The organism is Jiella sonneratiae, from assembly GCF_017353515.1.
In the GTDB taxonomy this organism is placed as follows: domain Bacteria; phylum Pseudomonadota; class Alphaproteobacteria; order Rhizobiales; family Rhizobiaceae; genus Jiella; species Jiella sonneratiae.
In genome coordinates this window covers 98,790-120,591 of sequence record NZ_JAFMPY010000018.1, presented here as the reverse complement: position 1 = coordinate 120,591, position 21,802 = coordinate 98,790, and the positions used below count along the sequence as shown (strand labels likewise).

Sequence of the window (21,802 nt, the reverse complement as noted above, 5' to 3'; positions counted from 1 at the left end):
TCTGAGATTTGCGAAGGCCGTCGGAATGCGAAGACTGTCCATCCGAACGCTGCTCATCGTGACGGCAGCCATTGTTGCTTCGCTGATCGCCCTGTTTGCGATTTTGCTGCTCAGTCAGCTCAATCGCAGCGATCAGGCGGCATTGGAGCGCCGGACGTTGCGGGAAGCCAAAGCAATCTCAGCTGCCGCCGGCCTGATTGTCGCCGACATGAAATCGACGCTCGATCTGGTGGCATCGGCACCGGATCTCGAAACCGGTGCCTTGCGGGAATTTCATTATCGGACTGGACGAATCCTCGAAGGCTCGGGGAAGTTTGTGATCGTCGTCGATGCGGCTGGCCAGCAGCTGTTGAATACCCGGGTCGAATTCGGCCAGGAAACCGGGAAGACTGCGGACATGGCCTCCCTGGAAGAGGCGCTTCAGACCGGCAAGACGATCGTCTCCAATGTGTTTTTCGGCAAGACCAGCGCGAGATACGTCTTCAACGTGGTCAAACCCCTCCCGAAATCGAGCGCTTCCCCGGCCCGTGGTCTCATCATCACAAAGAACGCGGACGAACTCGGGATTGCTCTGAATTCTCAGGAAATGCCTCAGGGGTGGAAGGTTGCGATCGTCGATGGCGCCGGCAAACTGATCGTCGGGAACCCCAGGGCCGTTCTCTCGGCAGGCGAGACGCCTGACATCGTCCCTCAACTTGGCTTCGACGGCGGCGGCGGTCTCTCTCGCGACGCCTCCGGTCAAGTGCTGATTGGCTACGCCCGCGTTCCCGCCACAAACTGGTACGCGCTCAAATGGGGGCCTGTACGTTCTGCCAGGTCGTCGCTCCTGGAAAACTGGCGTGTCCTCATTGCTGGCGGAGCGACGATTTTGGTGCTCCTGGTGGCTCTTACCCTCTATGCCGCAAAGACCTTGCGGGCATCCATCTCGCGGCTGGCCAATATGGCGGAGCAAGTCGGCGATGGCGAACTCGTCTCTCCGGCGCGCTCGCGCATCAAGGAAATCGACCTGGTCGCGATCGCGTTATCGAACGCATCTTTCAGCCGGAGGGAAGCCGAGCGGCGAACTTCGGTGATTATGCAGGAGCTTGCGCACCGGACGAAAAACTTGATGGCGGTTGTCCTGTCGATGGTGCGGCAGACCGCGCGCCACAGCGACGACACCGCTACCATGGCGCGCACGCTCGGCGACCGTGTCGCAGCCTTGGGCGCATCGGTGGATTTGCTGACGCGAGGGACGGCCGACAGCGTCTCGCTCGGGGAGTTGGTCAGGAGACAGTTGGAAACGTTCGCCGATACCGCCGGCAGCATTTGTGTCGAGGGCGAGGACTTGGAGCTATCGAGAGATGTCGCGCAAGACCTGGGAATGGCCCTGCATGAGCTTGCGACCAACGCCACGAAATACGGCGCTCTCTCGATGACAACCGGGCGGATCAGCATCAGCTGGGAGATCGTGGGGACGCCAGATCAGGCAACGTTCCTGTTTGCCTGGAAAGAAAGCGGCGGGCCGCCGGTTGCCGCGCCGACGCGGCGGGGCTTCGGTCAGATCGTTCTGAAAGATCACATCCAGGCCATTACGGGCGGCGATGTCGACGTTCGCTACGCCAGCAGCGGATTTGAATGGACATTGCGCGCGCCTCTCAAAGCGATATCCCCGCGTGACGACAGCGCTACAGCGCCGCGGATGGCGTCGTGAGAGCGCCAAACCGTCCGGCAGCGTGCACAGACCATCCTCACAGGTAAGGGACAGATCATGATTCCGTTGGCGACCCTTGATCTGATGGCCGGCTGGCGCCGCGACTTGCACCGCCATCCTGAATTCGGCTTTGAAGAGCGCCGCACTGCGGCCTTCGTCGCCGATACCTTGCGCGGCTTCAACCTGGAGGTCGTCGAAGGCATAGGCGGCACCGGTGTCGTCGGGACCTTGCGGCGCGGTACCTCCAACCGCGCCATTGCGCTCCGCGCCGACATGGACGCCCTGCACATTACCGAGGCGACTGGTGCCGAGTGGTCTTCGGTCAACCCGGGCACGATGCACGCTTGTGGTCATGACGGACACACGGCGATGCTGCTTGGGGCGGCGAAGCTTCTGGCCGAGGAAGGCGGCTTCGACGGTACGATCCGCTTTATCTTTCAGCCGGCCGAAGAATGGGGAAAAGGCGCATCGGCCATGATCGAGGCCGGGCTGATGGTCCGGTTTCCGTTCGATGAAATCTTCGGGCTGCACAATCTGCCGGGCCTGCCGGTCGGACATGTCGAGACGCGCCCCGGAGCGATCATGTCCGCGGAGGATATTTTCGAGATCGTGCTGGAGGGCAAGGGCGGACACGCCGCCCGCCCGCATTGGGGGCGTGAGGTGATGGTCCCGGCCTGCGCTCTGGTCGTGGAGTTGCAGACCATCGTCTCCCGCCGGCTGAACCCATCCGACGTGGGTGTCGTTTCCGTGACCGAGCTTCTCACCGATGGCACGCGCAACGTGCTTCCCGGCCAAGCCCGAATCCTCGGCGATGCACGCAGCTTCTCCGCCAAGGTTTCGGCGACGATCGAGGACGAGATGCGTCGCATGGCGTCGGGCATTGCCACTTTGCACGGTATCGCTGCCCGGGTGAGCTATTCCCGCGAGTTCGTTCCGCTCGTAAACGACGCCGACCTGACCTCAGCCTTTGCCACCGTCGCGCATTCGGTCTCCGGCCACGTCAATGCGACAGCGGACCCCATGACCGCCTCTGAAGACTTTGCGCGCTTCCTCGACCATGTGCCCGGATGCTTTGCGTTTATCGGCAACGGCGAGACCTCCGCGCCGCTTCATAACCCGGCGTTCGATTTCAACGATGCAGCGCTGTTGCACGGTGCCCACCTGCATGTCGCGATTGCCAGAGACCGGCTGCCGGCTCACTGAGCTCTAATCCGCTTTACTCATTGCAGTCGATTATGGTGGGCATGAGTGCCCGATTCAAAAGTTCAGGTGTAGATCCAATACCTTGCGATGCGTCGGGTGAGGAGGCGGATGTTGGCGATGAACGCCCAAGCGGTCGCGCTTTCGGTGGATTGCTCCCAATCCTTGGCGAGACGTCGGCATCGGCCGAGCCAAGCGAAGGTCCGCTCGACCACCCATCGGCGCGGCAGGAGTTCGAAGCCTTTCGCGGTGTCTGATCGCTTGATGATCTCGATGGTCCAGTCACCGTTGTCGCTCAGCGCGCGCCTCAGCTTTTCGCCTGCATAGCCGCCGTCGGCGAATATGTGGCGCAGCCAGGGGAAGCGATGACGCAGGGATTTCAAAATCACCACCGCGCCGTCGCGATCCTGGATGTCGGCGGCGTGGACGACGATCACGAGCAGAAGCCCCTGCGTATCTGTCACGATATGGCGCTTTCGACCCTTGACCTTCTTGCCGGCATCATATCCCGAAACACCGCCGCCTTCAGTGGTTTTGACACTTTGACTGTCGATCACGCCGGCGCTCGGGCTCGCCTCCCGCCCCTCCAACTCGCGGGCCGCAACCACGAGAACGCCGTTGATCGCCCTCAGCAGATCGCTGTCGCGCCAGTCGTAGAAATAGCCGCGCACCGTCGAGGGCGGTGGGAAGTCTTTCGGCAGCATGCGCCACTGGCAACCGCTCGATCCGATGTAGAGGATCGCGTTCATCACCTCGCGGAGGGAGGTGGTCCGCGGTCGGCCACCAGGCTTGGCAGGCGGAAGCATCGACGCGATCAGCGCCCACTCCCGATCGGTCAAATCGCTTGGATAGCGGGGGCATTCGCGGCTATGTTCGCGGCGAGCGGTATCATCCCACGGCATTGTCTTCTCCCATCGTCTCGACAACGAAGGAGAATCACAACCTGATGATATCGCTCAAATTCTTTTCGCTCGGGTTCTGAGACAACCTCGCTAGTCGCAGTCCATCTCCGAGACGAAACATGAGAAGACCACCAAACCCGGCCGCTCAAGGCATTCCAAAAAATTTGTGAATTATGCACGCGGCGCTTACTCTCGCGGTGAGCAAAGAGACGTCGGTCGAGGACTTTCTTTGAGGAGAGGTTGGATGGCCTTGCCCGACCGCCGTCGGCATCCCTCTGACGTTCTGGCCGTAACAGGCGCGGCCGGGGATGATAGATCTGAAATCGAAGGAGGCCGACCGACCGTCAGGAAGTTGCGCATCAATCGGACAAGTCGGAGCTCACGACAACGCGAAGATTGTCACATCTTTCCCGATGCCTGCAAGTTCTTCAAGACGGGAGCTCGGCAAGATACCATTGTCTCTCAGAATCCCCGACACTTGCGGATCCTCGACAATGGCTTCCGTAGTGAGGATCGCTTGGGGATCGGCAAGTCCTTGGACGCGGGATGCAATATTGACGGTCTGGCCGAAGTAATCCTGCCGGTCGTTCAGGCTGACGGCAAGGCATGGTCCCTCATGGATGCCGATCTTCAGGAGAAGGTCCTCGCGTCCTCGCTCGCCATTCAGCTGGCGCATGGCGTCTCGCATCCTCAGCGCGGCAATCACTGCTCGATCCGGTGTCGGGAAGGTTGCCATGACTGCATCGCCTATTGTCTTGACGACGGCGCCGGTCTCCGTTGCAATGATCTCCTGAAGAACCTTGAAATGCGCGCGCACCAAGTCATACGCGGCAACGTCTCCGATCCGCTCGTAGAGCGCCGTGGAGCCCCTGAGATCGGTGAAGAGAAATGTCATGCTCGTGATCTTGAGGCGTTGATCGACGTCGAGCGTGTCGGTCCGATAGATGTCACGGAAACTCTGGTTGGTCAGAAGCCGCTTCGCGGTCAGAAAGGGCCGCCTCTTGCTCAAGATATCGTGCAGCTCGTCCCCTGCGACGCAGACATTCGGGACGACGCGGCGATCGGTGTGGTTCTCGAGGGAAAGCCGCAGCAAGCCGGGGCGAAGAACGAGGGTCTCATTCGATGCGTACCCCTCGCTGAAGACCATCGAGAGGTTCTGCCGTTCTTCGACAGGTTCACCCTTCACGTTGATGAACTGGGTCGCATGCGTCACCGGATCAAAGATGATGATGAACTGCCGCGGGAGCTGTAGCGATACGAACGCCCGTTCGCCAGGGTCGAGCTCGATCAGCTCAAGCAGGACTCGCGAGAACCTCTCCGCGAAGTTCTCCGCCATGTCGACTCCCGAGCTGAAGAACATCTGCCGATAATACTCTAAGGGCGGCAGGCGATCCGGATCGTGGGCGGCGATGCGGCGCACCCTCGGGCTGACCGTGAATGTCACTTCGACCATTTCGTCCAGCGTTGGCTCATACCCAGCTGCGCAGAGCGAGCAATGATAAGCTTCGCGATCAACTGTCTTCAGAGTGCTGCCGGAGTCGAGGACTCCGCCGCATCCTGGGCAGAGAACGTTCCACGTCATCTCGAAAGCGCCTATGCGAGCCGCATGCAGTAGCGCGGCAACCGTCTCTTCTTCGTCAAGGCCATGCACGCTGGCAAAGGCGAGAGCATTGATGCGGTTGAGTTCGCGATCCGAAGCGTGGAGAACGGCGTCCTCGATGCATTCTACCGTCCGCGGGTCGGCCGCCCGTCGCAGGGCGGCAAAAAGCACAGCCACTTCACTCATAGACCAAGTCTCCGGACCGCCGACTGCCGCAGCGATAGCCACCAACCTACAGCAAACGGCCGACCTCTTCGAGCTGCCCCCGGGTGAGTTTGCGGTGCTCCGCTACTGCGAAGAATTGGCCGTGCTCTGCCTGAATAAGCGAACGTTCTGGGCATGATCGGAGAGGTTGGACGCGAAGGCGTGTCCACCCTTACCGTCGGAAACGAAGTAAAGGTCGTCGGTTCTTGCCGGATGCGCCGCGGCCTCCAGGGACCCTCCACTAGGATTGGCGATGGGGCCAGGCGGCAGGCCCTTGATGATGTAGGTATTGTAAGGGCTGTAGCTGGCGAGATCGGAGACCGTCATTGGCCGGTCCTCGGACGCGCCTTTCCCGCCGCGGATGCCATAAAGGACGGTCGGATCGGATTGCAACCTCATTCCCTTCCTCAGCCGGTTCATGAAGACCGCCGCGACACGCGGGCGTTCCGAGGGAACCGCGGTCTCGCGCTCGATCATCGAGGCCAGCGTCATGAACTCATTGACCGACGTCACCGGCAGGTCGGGATCCCGCGTTCTCCAGATCCTCGCCACCAACTCGTCCTGTGCTCGGCGCATAGACTGGATGACGTCGGAACGTGTCGCGCCTTTCGCATACTGATTGTTGGCTGCCTGCAACGTACCTTCCGGCACCAGTTCGGGCAGCGGCCCCGAAAGATCACCATTCGCGCCAACGAGATCATAGACTTCCTGGACGGTGCGCCCCCCTAGGGTTCCGAGCAGCACCCTTCCTTCCACTTCTTTCGTCTTCGTAGGCTCGGTGAGGTCGTGGAGCACCTGCCTTGCCTCGGCGCTTCCCTGCTCTGCGGCTTTATTGAACCAGGTCTCGGCCGCGGCCGTGTCGCGCGCGACGCCTCGGCCGGTCGCGTAAAGCAATCCCAGTGCGGTCTGCGCCGCCGGATAGCCGAGTTCCGCAGCCTCGCGGTACTGGACGAGCGTTTCCTCCTCCCGCGAACCGTCCGCCTGCAGTGAGCGCGCCAATTCGAAGCCGAGTCGAACCTCGCCCGGCTGCGCCTTGACCGCCACCTCGCAGGCCGCGACGGCCTTGGCTGCCTCGATGCTCTCAAGCGGCACCCCGGCGATCCCGTCCGGCCTTCGGTCGTCGAGGTCGGAAGCCACAAGTTCGTCGCACCGGCGGACAAGCGCGGCCACGGATTCCGTTTTCACCGTCTTCTCTCCAATCGCGGGACTTCCGGTCGTCGCCGAGCGGTTGATGCCGAGGCTGACAATCTCGTCGGCGTCGAAGACGTGCATCGACTCAAAGGGCGTCGAAAGGAGGATCCTCAAAATTTGCGGCGATGCCTGGATCCGGTCGAGGAACTCGGCAATGTCGCCGAGGATAAGCTGCGCAGCGATCACGTCGCCCGCCGCCGAGGCGACCCGATGCACGCCGAGCTTGCCGCTGGCCTCCCGCTCATGTCCTGCCAAAAAGATGAAGGCGCAGGCAGAGAGGCACTGGTCGCCCGCTGGGATCCGCGTCGCGAGTCCGTCGCGGTAGACCGCCTGCGCGATCTGCAGGGCGATGATCAGGTTGCCGCCCGGACTGGCAAGTTCCAGCGTCCTGGCGTGGGGGAAAGACCATCGGACACTGTCGTAGGCGAGCCCCGCCCGATTATCGATGATCCCCTCAAGGCGGACGATGTCCGGCCGTGCGTCGTCGACGCGAAACGGGCCAAAGCTTTGGGAGCGGGCCGAAGCGCCGTCGACCGACGCAAAAACCAATAAAAGTGGCACCGCGGACAAGGCCGCGAACAGAGCGAACCGACCAGACATTATGCGGATCCCGGCTGACCGATGGCCAATGGTCGCCATCCTCCACGTCCGCGAAGAAGTTTCAATGGCCCCGCCATGGCGTTCTATGGCGCGTCCATCTTTTCACGGTAGTATCCGGATCTCCATCATCCGGATGACGCAGCACTCCGAAAGGCAAGCCGCAGCGTCATGCTCAGGGGCGCCCGACGGCACAGAGGTGGCCCGGTCGTATCGTCTCACCCCTGCCAGGACGGGGGCGTTGCGGATTGGCGCTGCCGGCGCTCTCCCGTGTGCCGGCCAGGCCACGCAGCCGGAACGGTCGGGGTGATGGACCCGGCCGTCCGACCCGGCAAGGCATCCAGACGTGTCCCTGAAGGGAGCCCCTCGGCCGGAGCCTCCTTGCCTGGCCGTCCGGGCCAGCTCCGAAGGTCACCCGACCGGCCGCGATGGGCGTGGCCGGACAAACCAACGGGAGACTAACCCATGACATCGAAATCCAAACCCGTCCCCAGCCACAGCGTCTATGTGGTCGAGGGCGACGGCGACCGGACCTTCTGGACCAAGGTCGGCTCCGCCTGCCGCCATGACGACGGCGACGGCTTCAACCTCAAGCTCACCGCGCTGCCGATCGACGGCCGCCTGGTGATCCGCAACGCCAAGGCCAAATCCGACCGGGAGGCGGGGCAACGAGTCCCGTCCCCGCCACCCGGGGGTGCGGACACTCCACGCAACACGGTCATCCTCGGCGACTGCGTGACGGTGATGGCCACCCTGCCGGCAGGCTCGGTGGACTTCATCCTCACCGATCCACCCTATGCGGTGCGCTACCGCTCCCGCGACGGCGAACGCCTCCTGGGTGACGACCGGACCGACTGGCCCGAATCCGGGTTCGGATGATTGGCAGCCTGGCTAGATAAGGCTTTCCATCTCGCGCCGCCGCTTCCCGGCTTTCCTGAACTCGTCGCACAGATCAGCCCAGGCTTGCGCCATCTCGGCGCGCTCTTTCAGGTAGGCGGCCCGGTTGTAGGCGCGGCGGACGGCGTTGGGATCGACATGAGCGAGGCTTGCCTCGATCACGTCGTAGCGCCAGCCGCGCTCGTTGAGGATCGTCGAGGCCGAGGATCGGAAGCCGTGCGCGGTGTGGATGCCCGAACCATAGCCGAGGCGATCCAGGGCGACGTTCAGAGCGTTTTCCGAGATGGGTCGATCCTGCTTGCGCCGTTGCGGGAAGACAATGTCACCGGGCGCGATCTCAAATTGCCGCTTCAGGACTTCGATTGCCTGACGTGGCAGCGGGACGACATGGTCCCGCCGCATCTTCATCGTCGTCCGTGGCACATTCCACAGAGAGTTCGCGAAGTCGATCTCGCCCTTGCGCATCGTCCGCGTCTCGACCGGCCGGCCGTAAACGAGTGCCGAGAATTGAAGAGCATGGCGGAGCGTCGGCTCGTCGTAACTGTCGATTGCTCGAAGGAGCACCGCGAATTCGGGCTCATCGGTGATGGCAGCCCGCCCTTCGACCTCGACCTTTGGAAGCACACCCTTGAGGGCGTCGGCAGGATTTCGCTCAGCGAGGTCGTTGCGGATCGCGTGATTGAACACCGTACCAATGACGCCGCGCAGACGCACCGCGCTCTCGCGCCGGCCGGATGCAGCGACTTGCTGTAGGATCGGCAGAATGTCCGATGCCCTCAGGCTGGCGACAGGCAAGCCGTGGAGTGGCGCGGCGAGCTTGAGAAGGAGCCATTCGTTTTTCGCGATTGTCCGCACGGCTGGCTCTGTCTTCCGCAAGATCGCGAGATATTCAGTGACAAGCTCCCCGAAAAGAAGCGCGCTCGGCGCCGAGGCGGCCGGCTCTTGCGCAGAAACCATCGGATCGGGATCGATGCCGCCGGCGATGTCGGATTTCAGACGATCTCTGGATGCGCGGGCCTCGACAAGCGAGACCTCGGGAAATTTGCCGAAGGATTTGGAACGGCGCTCCCCTGCGACGGCGTATTCAATCCGCCATGATGCCGAGCCCTTCGGCGTCACATGCAGATAAAGACCACCCCCGTCATTGAATTTCTGAATTTTCCCGGTCGCGGCGATCCCGCGCAATTGCGTCGCTTTGAGGTGATTCACGGCGAACTCCACAAATACGTATTATAGGAACCACAATACGTATTTATCCCGATGGCACAATTCAGTACGTAGAAAATACGTAAACATGCTCGACATAGAGCGATAGAAGTTGAAACTTCATAAGACGGTTTGAGTTGAAAATCGGCTTAGCCGCGATTCCTCAAATACGCCTGGATTGCAAGGCTTTACGGGCAATCTGAGACACCAAGAAACATCATGGGTCTCGGTTGAATATCAACTTTGTCGTGGAGAAAATCAACTGATGGTGCCCAGGGGCGGAATCGAACCACCGACACTGCGATTTTCAGTCGCATGCTCTACCAACTGAGCTACCTGGGCGCCGCCCCTTCAGGATCGCCGAGAAGCGTTCTTCAGCACCGAACCGGCGGGGAGTGGCGGCCTTATAGATGGGTCGATCGGGCCTGTCCAGCGCCAAGCCCCATCGGCCGAAGACTTTTTCCCGGTCGCGTTCTCCGGCGCGTTCTGCGGCGCTTTCCCGCAAGCTCTTGGCCGTCCCGCCGCGCCGCCGCGGCGAGCCGGGCGGCCCCGGTCCGACGCGGCGCGGATCGACGCGGATGCCGCCCCGCGGGGTCGGCATGGACGCCCGCCCCGCCCCGCTTATCTTCGCCGATACCGCTTCTCATCAAGCCGCCCCCGGAGGCCCGCCATGCGCCGACGCCCCGCCTTCCTGTTCGATCTCGACGGCACGCTGGTCGACAGCGTCTACCAGCACGTCCTCTCCTGGAAGGACGCCCTCGACGCCGAGGGCATCGCTTTGTCGGTCTGGCGCATCCACCGCAAGATCGGCATGAGCGGCGGCCTCTTCACCAACCAGCTGCTGCGCGAGATCGGCGAGGAGATCACCGAGGAGCGGCGCGAGCGGCTGCGCGAGCGCCACGCCAAGGCCTATCGCCACCATTCCAAGAGCGTCGTGCCGCTGCCCGGGGCGCGCGCGCTGCTCGACGCCCTGACCCGGCACGGCATCGCCTGGGCGATCGCCACCAGCGGGCGCATGGAGACGGCGAAGCACAATCTCGACCGGCTCGGCATCGACCCCGACGTCGTGCCGGTGGTGACGCGCGACGCCGTCACCTACGCCAAGCCCGAGCCTGACCTCTTCATCGCGGCGGCCGAGCGGCTCGGCGTGCCGACCGAGACGGCGATGGTCGTCGGCGATTCGATCTGGGACATGCTGGCCGCGCAGCGCTGCCGGGCGCTCGGCGTCGGGCTGTTGTCGGGCGGCTACGGCGGCGAGGAACTGGAGCGGGCGGGCGCCTTCCGGGTCTACGAGGACCCGGCCGACATGCTGCGCCATCTCGACGAGGTCGGCGGCCGCGACTGATTTGACCGGGCGGTCAGGCGACCCCGAGGCGCAACAGGTCGTGCAGATGCACGATGCCGACCGGCCGCCCCTCGCGCACCACCATCAGGGCGGTGATGTTGCGGGCGTTGATCATCTCCAGCGCCGCCACGGCCAGGGTATCGGGCCGGATGGTCTTCGGATCGGCGGTCATCACCTGGTCGACGGTGCGCGCGAGCAGCCCCGGATCGAGATGGCGGCGCAGATCGCCGTCGGTGATGATGCCCTTCAGCCGGCCGTCCTCGCCAATCACTCCGACGCAGCCGAATCCCTTCCGCGACATCACGATGATCGCCTCGGACATCATCGTGCCGGAGGCGCAGAGCGGCATCGCCTCGCCGGTATGCATGATGTCGGCGACGTGCTTCAGGCTGGCACCCAGCTGGCCGCCGGGATGGAAGACGTGGAAATCGTCCGGCGTGAAGCCGCGGCGCTCCAGCAGCGCGACGGCCAGCGCGTCGCCCATGACGAGCTGCATCGTCGAGGACGAGGTCGGGGCGAGCCCGAGCGGGCAGGCCTCGATCGCCCGGGGCAGGAGCAGCGTCACGTCGGCCTCGCGGGCGAGCGTCGAATTGGGGCGCGAGGTGACGGCGATCAGCGGAATGCGGAAGCGGCGGGAATAGGCGACGATGCCGTAGAGCTCGGCGGTCTCGCCCGACCAGGACATGGCGAGGATCGCATCGTCCTTGCCGATCATGCCGAGATCGCCGTGATTGGCCTCGGAGGGATGGACGAAGAAGGAGGGCGTGCCGGTCGAGGCGAAGGTCGCGGCGATCTTCGAGCCGATGTGGCCGCTCTTGCCGACGCCCGTGACGATCAGCCGTCCGGTCACCCGGGCGATCAGGTCGAGCGCATTCTCGAAGCTCGACGCCATGTCCGTCTTGATCAGCGCCGCCAGCGCCTTCAGCGCCTCGATCTCGGTCTCGATCGTGTGGGCGGCGGAGCGCGACCCGGCATGTTCGGCGGCGGCGACGGAAACGGCGGTTGGAAGCGACATTCGTCTTCTCTTTTCGTCTTCTTGGCCTTTTGCGGCGGCGATCGCGAACGCGCAGGCATCTTACGGAAAGTCGAGGCTCAAAGGCTTGTGAGGCAAACGTGACCTTCTCGGGACGCCGGCGGCCATTCCTGTTTCGCGCAACCACCAGCGGGTAGCTTCTTCGACCAGCAGTGACCGATCCGCAACAGTCGGTCAATGGTGCTGAATGTCACCTGCGGGCGGGCGGCCTGCACCGGACGGGAAGACGAGCGAGCATGGCCCGGAAAGGGACGGCAATTTCGGCGGCGCTTTTCGCGGCGGCCGCGCTCGGCGCGTCGGTTGCCGCCGCCGGCGCGCAGGAGAAGATTTCCGACACGCCGCTGCGCCGGAGCGTCGACGCGCCGCCGGCTACGACGCGTCTCGCCGACCCCAAGGCCGACCTGATCGACGCCCTCGGCGCCTATGACCGGCAACGGCTCGTCGCCCCGGACGCCAAGGGCGCGGATCCCGCCAAGCTTCGCCAGGTCGCCGACCCGGCGGCGGAGGATGACGCGGCGGCCGACGACGATCCGGCCGCCGAGGACGACGGCAAGAAGGCGAAGCCGCGCTTCCGCTTCGACCTGACGGCCGGCCCCTCGACGACGCTTCTCGACGGAGGCCGGAAAAAGCCGGCGGCACGCTCCAACCGGGCAGCGGCGCCTCTCGGCGCGGTCGGCCTGCCCGTCGATGGCGGAAACGGCGGCGGAATCGGCGACGCGGAGGACGTGGACGAAAAGACCCGCACCGGCACGGCGACGCGCGAGGACGGACTGCCGGACGAGGCCAACCCGACGCTCGGCCCCGGCCTTGCCGACGAGACCCTGCCGGCGCGCTCGACGCTTCGCAGCAACCGGGCGGCCGAGACCGTCGACCAGGCCCACCGGCTGAAGCAGGCCGGCAGCGACGACCCCTTCGCCCCGATCGGCATCCGCACCGGCAGCTTCATCCTCTATCCCGAGCTGATCCAGACGATCGGCGTCTCCAACAATCTCGAAAACGACGCCGCGGCCGCGAAGGGCGCCTTCGCCGAGACCATCCTCTCCTCGCGGCTGGTCTCCGACTGGGCGTCGAACGCCGCGGAGTTCAACTCCCGCCTCGCCTACCGGCACGACTTCGCCGGCGAGAACCGCGAGGATCCGAGCGCCTCGCTCGACGGGCGCCTGCGCCTCGACGTCTCGCGCGACACGGTGGCGACGCTGCGCGGCGCCATCGACTACGACCGCGAGAACTATTCCGACGTGCTCGACGACACGGCGCTTTCCGGCCGCGCCGGCGTGTTCTCCGGTTCGCTCGCCGCCGAGCTCTCCCACGATTTCCACCCGGTGAGCGTCTCCGGCACGCTGACCGCGGCCCGCAAGTCCTACACCGACCTGCCCGAGGGCAGCGTCGACGAGGACTATACCACGCTGACGGCGGCGCTTCGCACCGGCTACGACCTCTCCCCGGCCCTCCAGCCCTTCGTCGAGGCGAGCCTCGGGCGGCGGCTGTTCGACGTTCCCGAGGCCGCGGCGGGGAGCGGGCCGAGCCGCAATGCCTGGTTGCCCGGCCTCAGGGCCGGCCTCGGCATCGACCTACGCGACAAGCTGAAGGGCGAGATCGCAGTCGGCTACGCCTGGAACGTGCCCGACGACGCGAGCGTCGCCACCGCGGCGTCGCCGACCCTCGACCTCAGCCTCGTCTGGTCGCCGCAGCGCGGCACCGACGTCACGCTGGCCGGCCGCACGACCTTCGAACCGGAACTGACCGGCCAGTCCGCCACCACCAGCTACGAGACCTCCCTCGCCATCGCCCATTCCCTCGGCGCGCGCACGACGCTGACCGCCGCCGCGCGCTTCGGCTACGACGATTCGACCCTGCCGAACGAGGACAAGATGCTGCTTTCGGGCGAGGCCGGCTTCACCTACTGGCTCAACCGGCAGTTCGCGCTGACCGGCTCCTACGAGCATCGCCGCGCCTTCGCGGTTCTGCCCGACAATCGCTACAGCGCCGACACGGTGAAGCTCGGCGTCACCCTGCAGCGCTGACGGGCACGAAGGCGCGTCCGGGTCTTCGCCGCACCGGCCCCTGCCGGCCTCACTCCGCCGGCTTCACCGTCTTCATCAGCTTTTCCATGTTGCCGATGACCTTTTCCCGGATGTCGGGCCGGTAGAGGGCGAAGGCGACGTTGGCCTCGATGAATCCCTCCTTGGAGCCGCAGTCGAAGGTGCGGCCGGTGAAGGGATAGGCGGCGAAGTCCTGGGCTTCGGCGAGCTTCAGCATGCCGTCGGTGAGCTGGATCTCGTTGCCGGCGCCCCGGCCCTGGGTGGCGAGGATGTCGAAGATCTCCGGCTGCAGGATGTAGCGCCCGGAGATCGAGAAGTTCGAGGGCGCGTCCTCGGGCTTGGGCTTTTCCACCATGCCGGTGATCCTGAAGCCGTTGGCGACGTCCGCGCCCTTGCCGACGATGCCGTATTTGTGGGTCTCGGCCGGATCGCACTCCTCGACCGAGATGACGTTGCCGCCGGTCTTCTCGTAGAGCGCCACCATCTCCGCCAGACAGCCCTTCTCGGCCTGCATGATCATGTCCGGCAAAAGGATGGCGAAGGGCTCGTTGCCGACGAGGTCGCGCGCGCACCAGATCGCATGGCCGAGGCCGAGCGGCGCCTGCTGGCGGGTGAAGCTCGCCGTGCCGGGCTTCGGCTGGAGATCGTCGAGGAGCGCCAGTTCGGCGGTCTTGCCGCGCTCGGCCAAAGTGTTGGAGAGCTCGACCTGGATGTCGAAATAGTCCTCGATCACCGCCTTGTTGCGGCCGGTCACGAAGATCAGGTGGTCGATGCCGGCTTCCTTCGCCTCGTCGACGACGTACTGGATCACCGGCCGGTCGACGACCGTCAGCATCTCCTTCGGGATCGCCTTGGTGGCCGGCAGGAAGCGTGTTCCGAGACCGGCGACGGGGAATACGGCTTTGCGGACCTTCTTCATCGAAACTGCGTCTCCTCGGGATGCGCGACCAAACGTTCCGGCCGTCGAACGCGGGGGAAGATCTTGCGCTTGGAACCAAAGTCAACAGGAAAGCCGTGGAGCCGGCGCGGCGCCGCGGCGGGCGGGCGTTCCGGACGCTTAAGGATCGGGCGAGATCCCCGCGGTCCGCCCTGCCGCAGCAAGGCCCGGGCCGCGCGCCGGCGCGCGCTCTCCTCGCGGCAGGTCATGGTAAACATCCCGTTTACGTCTTTGCTGCAGAATCGCCCATGTCGTGATGCATGGAACCAAGCCGAGAGGAACGCAATGCAACGTCGAGGCAAGACGATGGGGCTCAACCGCCTCGCCACCGGTTTTCTGATTCTCCTCATGGCCTTCGCGGGGGCGGCGCCGGCGCGCGCCGACCAGGGTTTCGTCCGCTGGATCCGCAATTTCGAGGACGTCGCGGCGAAGGCCGGCGTCTCGCGCGAGGTCTATCGCGCCGCCTTCGCCGGCATCAGCGAGCCGGATCCGGAGGTGCTGGAGAAGGCCCGCTACCAGCCGGAGTTCCGCGACACGGTGTGGGACTACATCGACAACCGCGTCAACGAAGAACAGGTGGCCAAGGGCCGCGCGGCCCGGGCCCAGCTCGACGGCTGGCTCGACCGGATCGAGAAGCGCTTCGGCGTCGACCGGGACATCCTCCTCGCCATCTGGTCGATGGAGACGAATTACGGGCAGATCCTGCAGCGCAGCGACGTGATGCGCAGCCTGCCGCGCTCGCTGGCGACCCTCGCCTATCGCGACAAGTCGCGGGCGAGCTTCGCCCGCCAGCAGCTGATCGCGGCCCTGAAGATCGCCCAGTCCGGCGACATCAAGGTGCAGGAACTGATCAGTTCCTGGGCGGGGGCGATGGGCCACACCCAGTTCATCCCGACGAGCTATCTCGCCTATAAGGTCGACATGGACGGCGACGGCCACGCCAACATCTGGGAATCGGTGCCCGACGCGCTGGCCACCGCGGCCAATCTCCTGCACCGCAACGGCTGGCAGTCGGGGCGGACCTGGGGCTACGAGGTGATCGTCCCGCCGCAGTATCGCGGCAAGCTCGAGCGTGCCGGCAAGTCGATCAGCCAGTGGGCGAGCCTCGGCTTCCGCCGCGCCAACGGCCGGTCCTTCCCCGACGGCGGCGAGCGCGCCAACCTCGTGCGTCCGGCCGGCGACGACGGGCCGGCCTTCCTGATGACCAAGAACTTCTTCGTCATCAAGAAATACAACAATGCCGACAAATACGCCCTTGCCGTCGGCCTCCTCGGGGACCAGATCGGCGGCTATCCGGGGCTCGTGGTCGACTGGCCGCGCGGCTACACGCCGCTCTCGATGGACGAGCGCTACGAGTTGCAGAAGCATCTCACGCGTTTCGGCCTCTATGACGGCAAGATCGACGGCAAGATCGGCTCCGGCTCGAAGGCTGCGATCATGGCATTGCAGCAACAGGCGGGCATGCCTCAGGACGGCAATGCGTCGAAGGCGCTACTCGAATTCCTGCGCAAGCGCTAACTTCTCCGGACGGCGTGGCGACGGCAGGCTTCGGGTGCCGCTTTCAAGGCCGTCGGCAACGCAGGCGAAAGGAAGGGTGACGGGCGCGATGGACAAGGTCGGGACGACCGGCGGACGGAAGAGGCGGGCAGGCGTCGTCGCTGCCCTGTTGTGCCTCGTCGTCGCCGTGCTGTCGTCGGCGATCCTCGTTTCGCCCGGTCCCGCAGCGGCGCAGCAGCGTCCGCGCACAATCCTCGACATGCTGTTCGGCAACGGGCTCGATCGCGGCCAGCCCTACCGCATCTCGCCGCGCTACCGGATCACCGATCCGGAGACGCCGGAGCGCCGGCCGGCGCGCCGCACCACCCGCAAGGCGAAGCCGCAGAACCCGGCGCCCAAGGCGGCCGCGACGGCGCCGGACCAGACTGCCGCCAAGCCGGCGGTTGCGGCGAAGAAGGAGGACGCGAAGACGATCCTCGTCGTCGGCGACTTCCTTGCCGCCTCGCTCGCCAACGGCCTCAAGGACGCCTACGAGGACAATCCCATGGTCGTCGTGAAGGCGGCCGCCAACGGCTCCTCCGGCCTCGTGCGCCAGGACCACTACGACTGGAGCACGCAGCTCGCTCCCCTCATCGAGGCGAACGATCCGGCCGTCCTCGTCATGATGATCGGCTCCAACGATCGCCAGCCATTCTACGGAACCGACGCCAGCCTCGCCGTCCGCTCGCCGGAATGGAACGCCGAATACCAGCGCCGCGTCGACGAGATCGCCGACATCGCGGCGAAGCAGAAAGTCCCGCTGGTCTGGGTCGGAGCGCCGCCGTTCAAGTTCGACCGGATGAGCGAGGACATGGTCTATTTCAACGACCTCTACCGGCAGGCGGCGCAGCGGGTGTCGGGCGAATATGTCGACGTCTGGGAAGGCTTCGTCGACGAGAACGACAGCTTCATCTACAGCGGCCCGAGCGTCGACGGACAGACCGTCCAGCTGCGCAATTCCGACGGCATCACCATGACCGACGCCGGCAACGACAAGCTGGCCTTCTTCGCCAGGAAGGCGATCGACCGCTACGTCGCCGCCGACCAGACGAGCGAGGCCCCGGCGCCCGGCGCCAGAATCGACCTGCCGCCGATCGCCGGCGCAGCGACGGCCGTCCGCTCGCCCCCGGTCTCCCTCGACGATCCCTCGCTCGACGGCGGCGAGGCGCTCCTCGGCGGCGGCTCGCGCGCCGCCGGCATCGACTTCGAGCCCTCGCCGCGCGACAAGCTCGTGCTCATCGGCCGCGGCACCGGCCATGTCGACGGCCGCGCCGACGACTTCGCCTGGAACGACAAGTCCTCGGCAGTGGCGAGCGACGACAAGCCGGTCGCCTTCCGCGGCTCGATCGACCTGCAGAAGGTGCGCAAGGAACAGGGCATCAAGCCGCCGCAGGAGATGCCGTCGATCCTCGACGCCATCATGGACGACTGGTCGCAGGACAACAGTCAAGCCGCCGGCGGCGCGGCGCAGAAATAGCCCGCGCCGAACCCGGCCGCCACGCCGCCGCTCAGCGCGGCAGCGTCGTCGTTCCCATCAGGTCGAGGTCGATGGCGCGGGCCGCCTGACGTCCTTCGCGGATCGCCCAGACCACCAGCGACTGGCCGCGGCGGGCGTCGCCCGCGACATAGACCTTGTCGTGCGACGTCAGGTAATGCTCGTCGTCGGCATCGATCGACAGGTTGCCGCGCCGGTCGGTGCGGGTCTTCAAGGCCTCCCCGGCATCGGCGAGGAAGCCGGTCCGGAGCGGCCCGGCAAAGCCGATGGCGATGAAGGCGAGGTCGGCCCGGATGACGAATTCGGTGCCCGGCAGCGGCTTGCGGCTCTCGTCGACCTGGGCGCATTTCACCCCGGTCAGCACCCCGTCCTCGCCGACGAATTCCAGCGTCGCGATCTGGAATTCGCGCACCGCCCCTTCGGCCTGGCTGGAAGACGTGCGCATCTTCGTCGCCCAATAGGGCCAGACGGTCAGCTTGTCCTCGGTCTGCGGCGGCTGCGGGCGGATGTCGAGCTGGGTCACCTTGACCGCGCCCTGGCGGAATGCGGTGCCGACGCAGTCGGACGCGGTGTCGCCGCCGCCGACGACGACGACATGCTTGCCGCCGGCCCAGATCTCCTCGGACTGCCAGCCGCTGCTCTGGATCGGCTCGCCGCCGACCCGGCGGTTCTGCTGCACGAGATAGGGCATCGCGTCGTAGACGCCGGTCAGCCCGCCATGCGGGATGCCGCTTTCGCGCGGGGTCTCCGACCCGCCGCAGAAGAGCACCGCGTCATAGGCATCGGCGAGCTCGGCCACCGTCCGGTCGACGCCGACATTGACGCCGCAATGGAAGGTGACGCCCTCCTCGCGCATCTGCTCCACGCGCTTGTCGATCCAGTGCTTTTCCATCTTGAAATCGGGGATGCCGTAGCGCAGCAGCCCGCCCGGCTGCGACTCCCGCTCGAAGACGTCGACCTCGTGGCCGGCGCGGCCGAGCTGCTGGGCCGCGGCGAGACCGGCCGGGCCGGAGCCGACGACGGCGACGCGCCGGCCGGTTTTCGTCGTGGCCGGCTGCGGTCGGATGAAGCCGAGCTTGTAGGCCTTGTCGGCGATCGCCTGTTCGACGGTCTTGATCGCGACCGGCGTGTCCTCGAGATTGAGGGTGCAGGCCTCCTCGCACGGCGCCGGGCAGATGCGGCCGGTGAATTCCGGGAAATTGTTGGTCGAGTGGAGGTTGCGGATCGCCGTCTCCCAGTCGCCCTGATAGACCAGATCGTTCCAGTCGGGGATCTGGTTGTGGATCGGGCAGCCCGTCGGGCCGTGGCAGTAGGGGATGCCGCAATCCATGCAGCGGGCCGCCTGCTTGCCGACCTCCTCGTCCGACATCGGCAGGGTGAACTCGCGGAAATGCCGGATCCGGTCCGAGGCCGGCTGATATTTGTGGGTCTGCCGATCGATCTCGAGGAACCCGGTCACCTTGCCCATTCACACCCCCACGTCGTCGTTCCGAGAGCCGGCGGCGATCCTGTCGGACCGCGACCGTCCTCGCTCGTTGCGCATTCCAAGCGGCTGGCCCGCCAGGGCCCGAAAGACGCCTCGCCGGGCCGCCGGGCCGCAAGCAGCCACTGCCGCCGAGGCTGCGGCGCACCCCACCCTAGCGGTCCTGCTGTCGTTAGGACAGCCCTACTGCCCCATTTGGTCCGCCTCGGCAAGACCGCCCGGTCCGAAGGTCACGACCAATGCTGCATACGGGGGCCTCGGTAGCACGATCGCGGGCCGGCGTCTTTCGCTTCGCATCGGACGCCCTCCGCAGTGTCCGGCCCTCCCCGCGACACGGCGACACGCCCCGCGGCCCGGCGAGGCCACGGGGCGCGTCAGACGGCTTTCGGCAGATCACGTCGTGATGCCGGAAACAAAGACGCTCATTCGCCGCGCGGGCTTGATACGAGCCCCGCTCCGATCGAGCGGATCTCGTATGACGGGCCGGCGGAAGCTTCAGTCGCAGATCCGGACCTTCGTCCAGCGATAGATCGGATTGCCGTAATAGTCGTGGCCGACGACGACCTTCTGGCGGACCCAGCGGCAGTCGTCGTGACCGCCGTCGTAGAAGCTGTAGGTCGGCCAGTAGCTGGTAGCATGCGCGCCGGCGACGGAAGCGGTGGCGGCGACGGCGAGGGTGGCGACGGCGATGACGGTCTTGCGGATCATGACGGGGTTCCTTGTGAGGTATCGGCCCGGTTCTCGGAGCCTTCGGGGATCGGTGTTTCGGCGGCTCGCTGCGTCCGCCGATGTCATGAACCCTACCGGGCGCCCGCCTCCGCCTCTGTGACGCCCGTCACAGGGCAAACAGGCGGAGGAAGCCGCCGAAGTCGAAGTCACTGCAGCCGGTCCGCCCCGCACGGGACGACACCGCGCCGAAGGCCGTGACTCCCCGTTCCCTCGCCGCTATTGTCCTTCGCCATCGCACGACGACTTCGAGGGAGGGCCGCCATGGCTGTCGCCGCCGGACCGACGGACCGGGTCGCGGCGCTCGAACGCTGCATCGTGTTCGAGGCCCTCGATTCCGCAACGCGCGAGGAACTCGCGGCCCACGCCTATCCGAAGAGCTTCGCCGCCGGCGATCCGATCTTCGTCGCCGGCGACCCGGGCCAGACGATGATGGCCGTCGTGAAGGGCTCCGTGCGCATCGCCATCGTCACCGCGAATGCCCGCGACCTCGTTCTTGCCGACTGCCACCAGGGCGACGTCTTCGGCGAGGTCGCGCTGCTCGACGGCGGCCCGCGCTCGGCGGATGCGCGCGCGCTCACCAACGTCGAACTGCTGGTCATCGAGCGGCGCGACGTGCTCGCCGTGCTCGCCAGGCATCCGGACGGCGCGCTGCGGCTGCTCGAGCTTCTGTGCCGCCGCCTGCGCCGCTCCGACGAGCGGATGCAGGAACTCGCCTTCCTCGACATCTCGACGCGCCTGGCGCGGGCGCTGCTTCGCCTCGTCGAGAGCCCGGCCCTCCAGGCGGCGAGGCGGCCGCAACGCCTCTCCTTGTCCCAGACGGAACTCGCCAACATGATCGGCAGTGCCCGGGAGAACGTCAATCGCTGCCTGAAGGGCTGGCAGCGCCAGGAGATCGTCGATCTGAGGGACGGCTGGCTCGTGGTCACCGACGAGAGGAGCCTGCGGCTTCTGGCCGATCACGGCTAGTGGATTGAATTTGACATTTGAGTCCCGATCGGGTGCGGCGTCCTATCAAATGTCAAATTCGAAAAATCCACTAGGATCATATACTTGGCTAGTGGTCTTTCGATTCCGACATTTGCTTCGCGGTCTCCACAGCACGGTACCAAATGTCGGAATCGGACCACTAGTGGTCCGATTCCAGCATTTGGGCCCGCCTCGCACGCGGCATCGCCGGGGCGACGGCCGGGCCATCCGCATCGACCCGCAGGAAGACCGGCGGGAGAGCTTTTGCTCGACATGGCGAACCGTGTCACCATATCGTCATGGTCGGTCGGCGCGGCGGCCGGCGGACACACCGGAGGGACAGGGGCAATCTTGACTCAATCTTCCGTAGACGGCGGGGCTTCGGCCGATCTCGTGGCGTTCCCCGGCGCGGCTTCGCGCGCGGCGGTCGTCTCCTTCGACCGGCAGGAACTTTCCCAGATCCTTCGGATCTACGGCCAGATGGTCGCCAGCGGCGAGTGGCGCGATTATGCCATCGACATGCTGAGGGACCGGGCGGTCTTCTCGATCTTCCGGCGCACCAGCGAGATGCCGCTCTACAGGATCGTCAAGGACCCCAAGCTGGCACGCCGCCAGGGAGCCTACCAGGTGGTCGCGGCGGGCGGCCTCGTCCTGAAGCGCGGGCAGGAGCTCGGCGCCGTCCTGAAGGTGTTCGAGCGCAACCTGCGCGCCGTCGAGAACGGCTGACCGGCGCAAGATCGAGAGCG

At 65.6% G+C, this 21,802-nt stretch carries 17 protein-coding genes and 1 tRNA gene; 9 read left to right on the top strand and 9 right to left on the bottom strand.

The window, feature by feature from the left end:
* Window positions 1-25: 25 nt before the first annotated feature.
* Entirely contained in the window at window positions 26-1,693 is a 1,668-nt protein-coding gene (locus J1C47_RS16425) for a sensor histidine kinase (RefSeq protein ID WP_207351863.1), read from the top strand.
* Between the two features lie 57 nt (window positions 1,694-1,750).
* Window positions 1,751-2,896, top strand: coding sequence for an amidohydrolase (locus J1C47_RS16420; protein ID WP_207351862.1), 1,146 nt, complete (start codon window positions 1,751-1,753; stop codon window positions 2,894-2,896).
* Window positions 2,897-2,958: 62 nt separating this feature from the next.
* On the opposite strand, the gene J1C47_RS16415 is transcribed toward J1C47_RS16420, so the two are convergent.
* From J1C47_RS16415 to mltG, 3 genes are all read right to left on the bottom strand, one after another.
* On the bottom strand, window positions 2,959-3,795 hold the full coding sequence (locus J1C47_RS16415) for an IS5 family transposase (protein WP_207351861.1): 837 nt from the start codon (window positions 3,793-3,795) through the stop codon (window positions 2,959-2,961).
* Window positions 3,796-4,174: 379 nt separating this feature from the next.
* The gene (locus tag J1C47_RS16410; RefSeq protein ID WP_207351860.1) at window positions 4,175-5,581 is read right to left on the bottom strand and encodes an adenylate/guanylate cyclase domain-containing protein; all 1,407 of its coding nucleotides are present in this window, start codon (window positions 5,579-5,581) and stop codon (window positions 4,175-4,177) included.
* A 102-nt stretch (window positions 5,582-5,683) separates the two neighbouring features.
* Window positions 5,684-7,429 carry an endolytic transglycosylase MltG gene (gene mltG, locus J1C47_RS16405; protein WP_207351859.1) on the bottom strand — a complete coding sequence of 582 codons (1,746 nt, stop codon included), beginning with the start codon at window positions 7,427-7,429 and terminating at the stop codon, window positions 5,684-5,686.
* A gap of 423 nt (window positions 7,430-7,852) precedes the next feature.
* Between mltG and J1C47_RS24140 the strand changes: the two genes are divergently transcribed.
* On the top strand, window positions 7,853-8,266 hold the full coding sequence (locus J1C47_RS24140; protein ID WP_207351882.1) for a class I SAM-dependent methyltransferase: 414 nt from the start codon (window positions 7,853-7,855) through the stop codon (window positions 8,264-8,266).
* A gap of 12 nt (window positions 8,267-8,278) precedes the next feature.
* Here the strand turns inward: J1C47_RS24140 and J1C47_RS16395 are convergent, their stop codons facing one another.
* Both J1C47_RS16395 and J1C47_RS16390 read right to left on the bottom strand, forming a co-directional pair.
* Window positions 8,279-9,493: a tyrosine-type recombinase/integrase gene (locus J1C47_RS16395; protein WP_207351858.1), complete on the bottom strand. Its 1,215-nt coding sequence runs from the start codon at window positions 9,491-9,493 to the stop codon at window positions 8,279-8,281.
* Between the two features lie 263 nt (window positions 9,494-9,756).
* Window positions 9,757-9,832, bottom strand: a tRNA-Phe gene (locus J1C47_RS16390).
* 328 nt (window positions 9,833-10,160) lie between these two features.
* Here J1C47_RS16390 and J1C47_RS16385 point away from each other — a divergent pair.
* Entirely contained in the window at window positions 10,161-10,835 is a 675-nt protein-coding gene (locus J1C47_RS16385) for an HAD family hydrolase (protein WP_207351857.1), read from the top strand.
* A gap of 13 nt (window positions 10,836-10,848) precedes the next feature.
* On the opposite strand, the gene J1C47_RS16380 is transcribed toward J1C47_RS16385, so the two are convergent.
* Window positions 10,849-11,850: a KpsF/GutQ family sugar-phosphate isomerase gene (locus J1C47_RS16380; protein WP_207351856.1), complete on the bottom strand. Its 1,002-nt coding sequence runs from the start codon at window positions 11,848-11,850 to the stop codon at window positions 10,849-10,851.
* Window positions 11,851-12,104: 254 nt separating this feature from the next.
* Between J1C47_RS16380 and J1C47_RS16375 the strand changes: the two genes are divergently transcribed.
* Complete coding sequence (locus J1C47_RS16375; protein WP_207351855.1) at window positions 12,105-13,892, top strand: outer membrane beta-barrel protein; 1,788 nt, start codon at window positions 12,105-12,107, stop codon at window positions 13,890-13,892.
* Window positions 13,893-13,941: 49 nt separating this feature from the next.
* Here the strand turns inward: J1C47_RS16375 and galU are convergent, their stop codons facing one another.
* Complete coding sequence (gene galU, locus J1C47_RS16370) at window positions 13,942-14,829, bottom strand: UTP--glucose-1-phosphate uridylyltransferase GalU (protein WP_207351854.1); 888 nt, start codon at window positions 14,827-14,829, stop codon at window positions 13,942-13,944.
* A gap of 303 nt (window positions 14,830-15,132) precedes the next feature.
* Between galU and J1C47_RS16365 the strand changes: the two genes are divergently transcribed.
* Window positions 15,133-16,365 carry a lytic murein transglycosylase gene (locus tag J1C47_RS16365; protein WP_207351853.1) on the top strand — a complete coding sequence of 411 codons (1,233 nt, stop codon included), beginning with the start codon at window positions 15,133-15,135 and terminating at the stop codon, window positions 16,363-16,365.
* 76 nt (window positions 16,366-16,441) lie between these two features.
* Window positions 16,442-17,860, top strand: coding sequence for a DUF459 domain-containing protein (locus tag J1C47_RS16360; protein WP_207351852.1), 1,419 nt, complete (start codon window positions 16,442-16,444; stop codon window positions 17,858-17,860).
* Between the two features lie 31 nt (window positions 17,861-17,891).
* Here the strand turns inward: J1C47_RS16360 and J1C47_RS16355 are convergent, their stop codons facing one another.
* Together J1C47_RS16355 and J1C47_RS16350 are read right to left on the bottom strand one after the other, a co-directional pair.
* On the bottom strand, window positions 17,892-19,346 hold the full coding sequence (locus tag J1C47_RS16355) for a glutamate synthase subunit beta (RefSeq protein ID WP_207351851.1): 1,455 nt from the start codon (window positions 19,344-19,346) through the stop codon (window positions 17,892-17,894).
* 510 nt (window positions 19,347-19,856) lie between these two features.
* Window positions 19,857-20,069, bottom strand: a complete 213-nt coding sequence (locus J1C47_RS16350; protein ID WP_207351850.1) for a hypothetical protein — start codon at window positions 20,067-20,069, stop codon at window positions 19,857-19,859.
* A 282-nt stretch (window positions 20,070-20,351) separates the two neighbouring features.
* Here J1C47_RS16350 and J1C47_RS16345 point away from each other — a divergent pair, with 282 nt between their 5' ends.
* Both J1C47_RS16345 and J1C47_RS16340 read left to right on the top strand, forming a co-directional pair.
* Window positions 20,352-21,056 (top strand): Crp/Fnr family transcriptional regulator, encoded by a 705-nt coding sequence (locus J1C47_RS16345; protein WP_207351849.1) that lies wholly within the window; start codon window positions 20,352-20,354, stop codon window positions 21,054-21,056.
* A 273-nt stretch (window positions 21,057-21,329) separates the two neighbouring features.
* Window positions 21,330-21,782 (top strand): DUF2794 domain-containing protein, encoded by a 453-nt coding sequence (locus J1C47_RS16340; protein ID WP_207351848.1) that lies wholly within the window; start codon window positions 21,330-21,332, stop codon window positions 21,780-21,782.
* The last annotated feature ends 20 nt before the right edge of the window (window positions 21,783-21,802 follow it).

Bases quoted from the DNA above. Each gene is read 5' to 3' on its own strand.
- J1C47_RS16350 (WP_207351850.1), bottom strand. From the start codon at position 20,069: ATGATCCGCAAGACCGTCATCGCCGTCGCCACCCTCGCCGTCGCCGCC.
- J1C47_RS16375 (WP_207351855.1), top strand. From the start codon at position 12,105: ATGGCCCGGAAAGGGACGGCAATTTCGGCGGCGCTTTTCGCGGCGGCC.
- mltG (WP_207351859.1), bottom strand. From the start codon at position 7,429: ATGGCGACCATTGGCCATCGGTCAGCCGGGATCCGCATAATGTCTGGT.
- J1C47_RS16410 (WP_207351860.1), bottom strand. From the start codon at position 5,581: ATGAGTGAAGTGGCTGTGCTTTTTGCCGCCCTGCGACGGGCGGCCGAC.
- J1C47_RS16420 (WP_207351862.1), top strand. From the start codon at position 1,751: ATGATTCCGTTGGCGACCCTTGATCTGATGGCCGGCTGGCGCCGCGAC.
- galU (WP_207351854.1), bottom strand. From the start codon at position 14,829: ATGAAGAAGGTCCGCAAAGCCGTATTCCCCGTCGCCGGTCTCGGAACA.
- J1C47_RS24140 (WP_207351882.1), top strand. From the start codon at position 7,853: ATGACATCGAAATCCAAACCCGTCCCCAGCCACAGCGTCTATGTGGTC.
- J1C47_RS16415 (WP_207351861.1), bottom strand. From the start codon at position 3,795: ATGCCGTGGGATGATACCGCTCGCCGCGAACATAGCCGCGAATGCCCC.
- J1C47_RS16345 (WP_207351849.1), top strand. From the start codon at position 20,352: ATGGCTGTCGCCGCCGGACCGACGGACCGGGTCGCGGCGCTCGAACGC.
- J1C47_RS16385 (WP_207351857.1), top strand. From the start codon at position 10,161: ATGCGCCGACGCCCCGCCTTCCTGTTCGATCTCGACGGCACGCTGGTC.
- J1C47_RS16365 (WP_207351853.1), top strand. From the start codon at position 15,133: ATGCAACGTCGAGGCAAGACGATGGGGCTCAACCGCCTCGCCACCGGT.
- J1C47_RS16355 (WP_207351851.1), bottom strand. From the start codon at position 19,346: ATGGGCAAGGTGACCGGGTTCCTCGAGATCGATCGGCAGACCCACAAA.
- J1C47_RS16340 (WP_207351848.1), top strand. From the start codon at position 21,330: ATGGCGAACCGTGTCACCATATCGTCATGGTCGGTCGGCGCGGCGGCC.
- J1C47_RS16380 (WP_207351856.1), bottom strand. From the start codon at position 11,850: ATGTCGCTTCCAACCGCCGTTTCCGTCGCCGCCGCCGAACATGCCGGG.
- J1C47_RS16425 (WP_207351863.1), top strand. From the start codon at position 26: ATGCGAAGACTGTCCATCCGAACGCTGCTCATCGTGACGGCAGCCATT.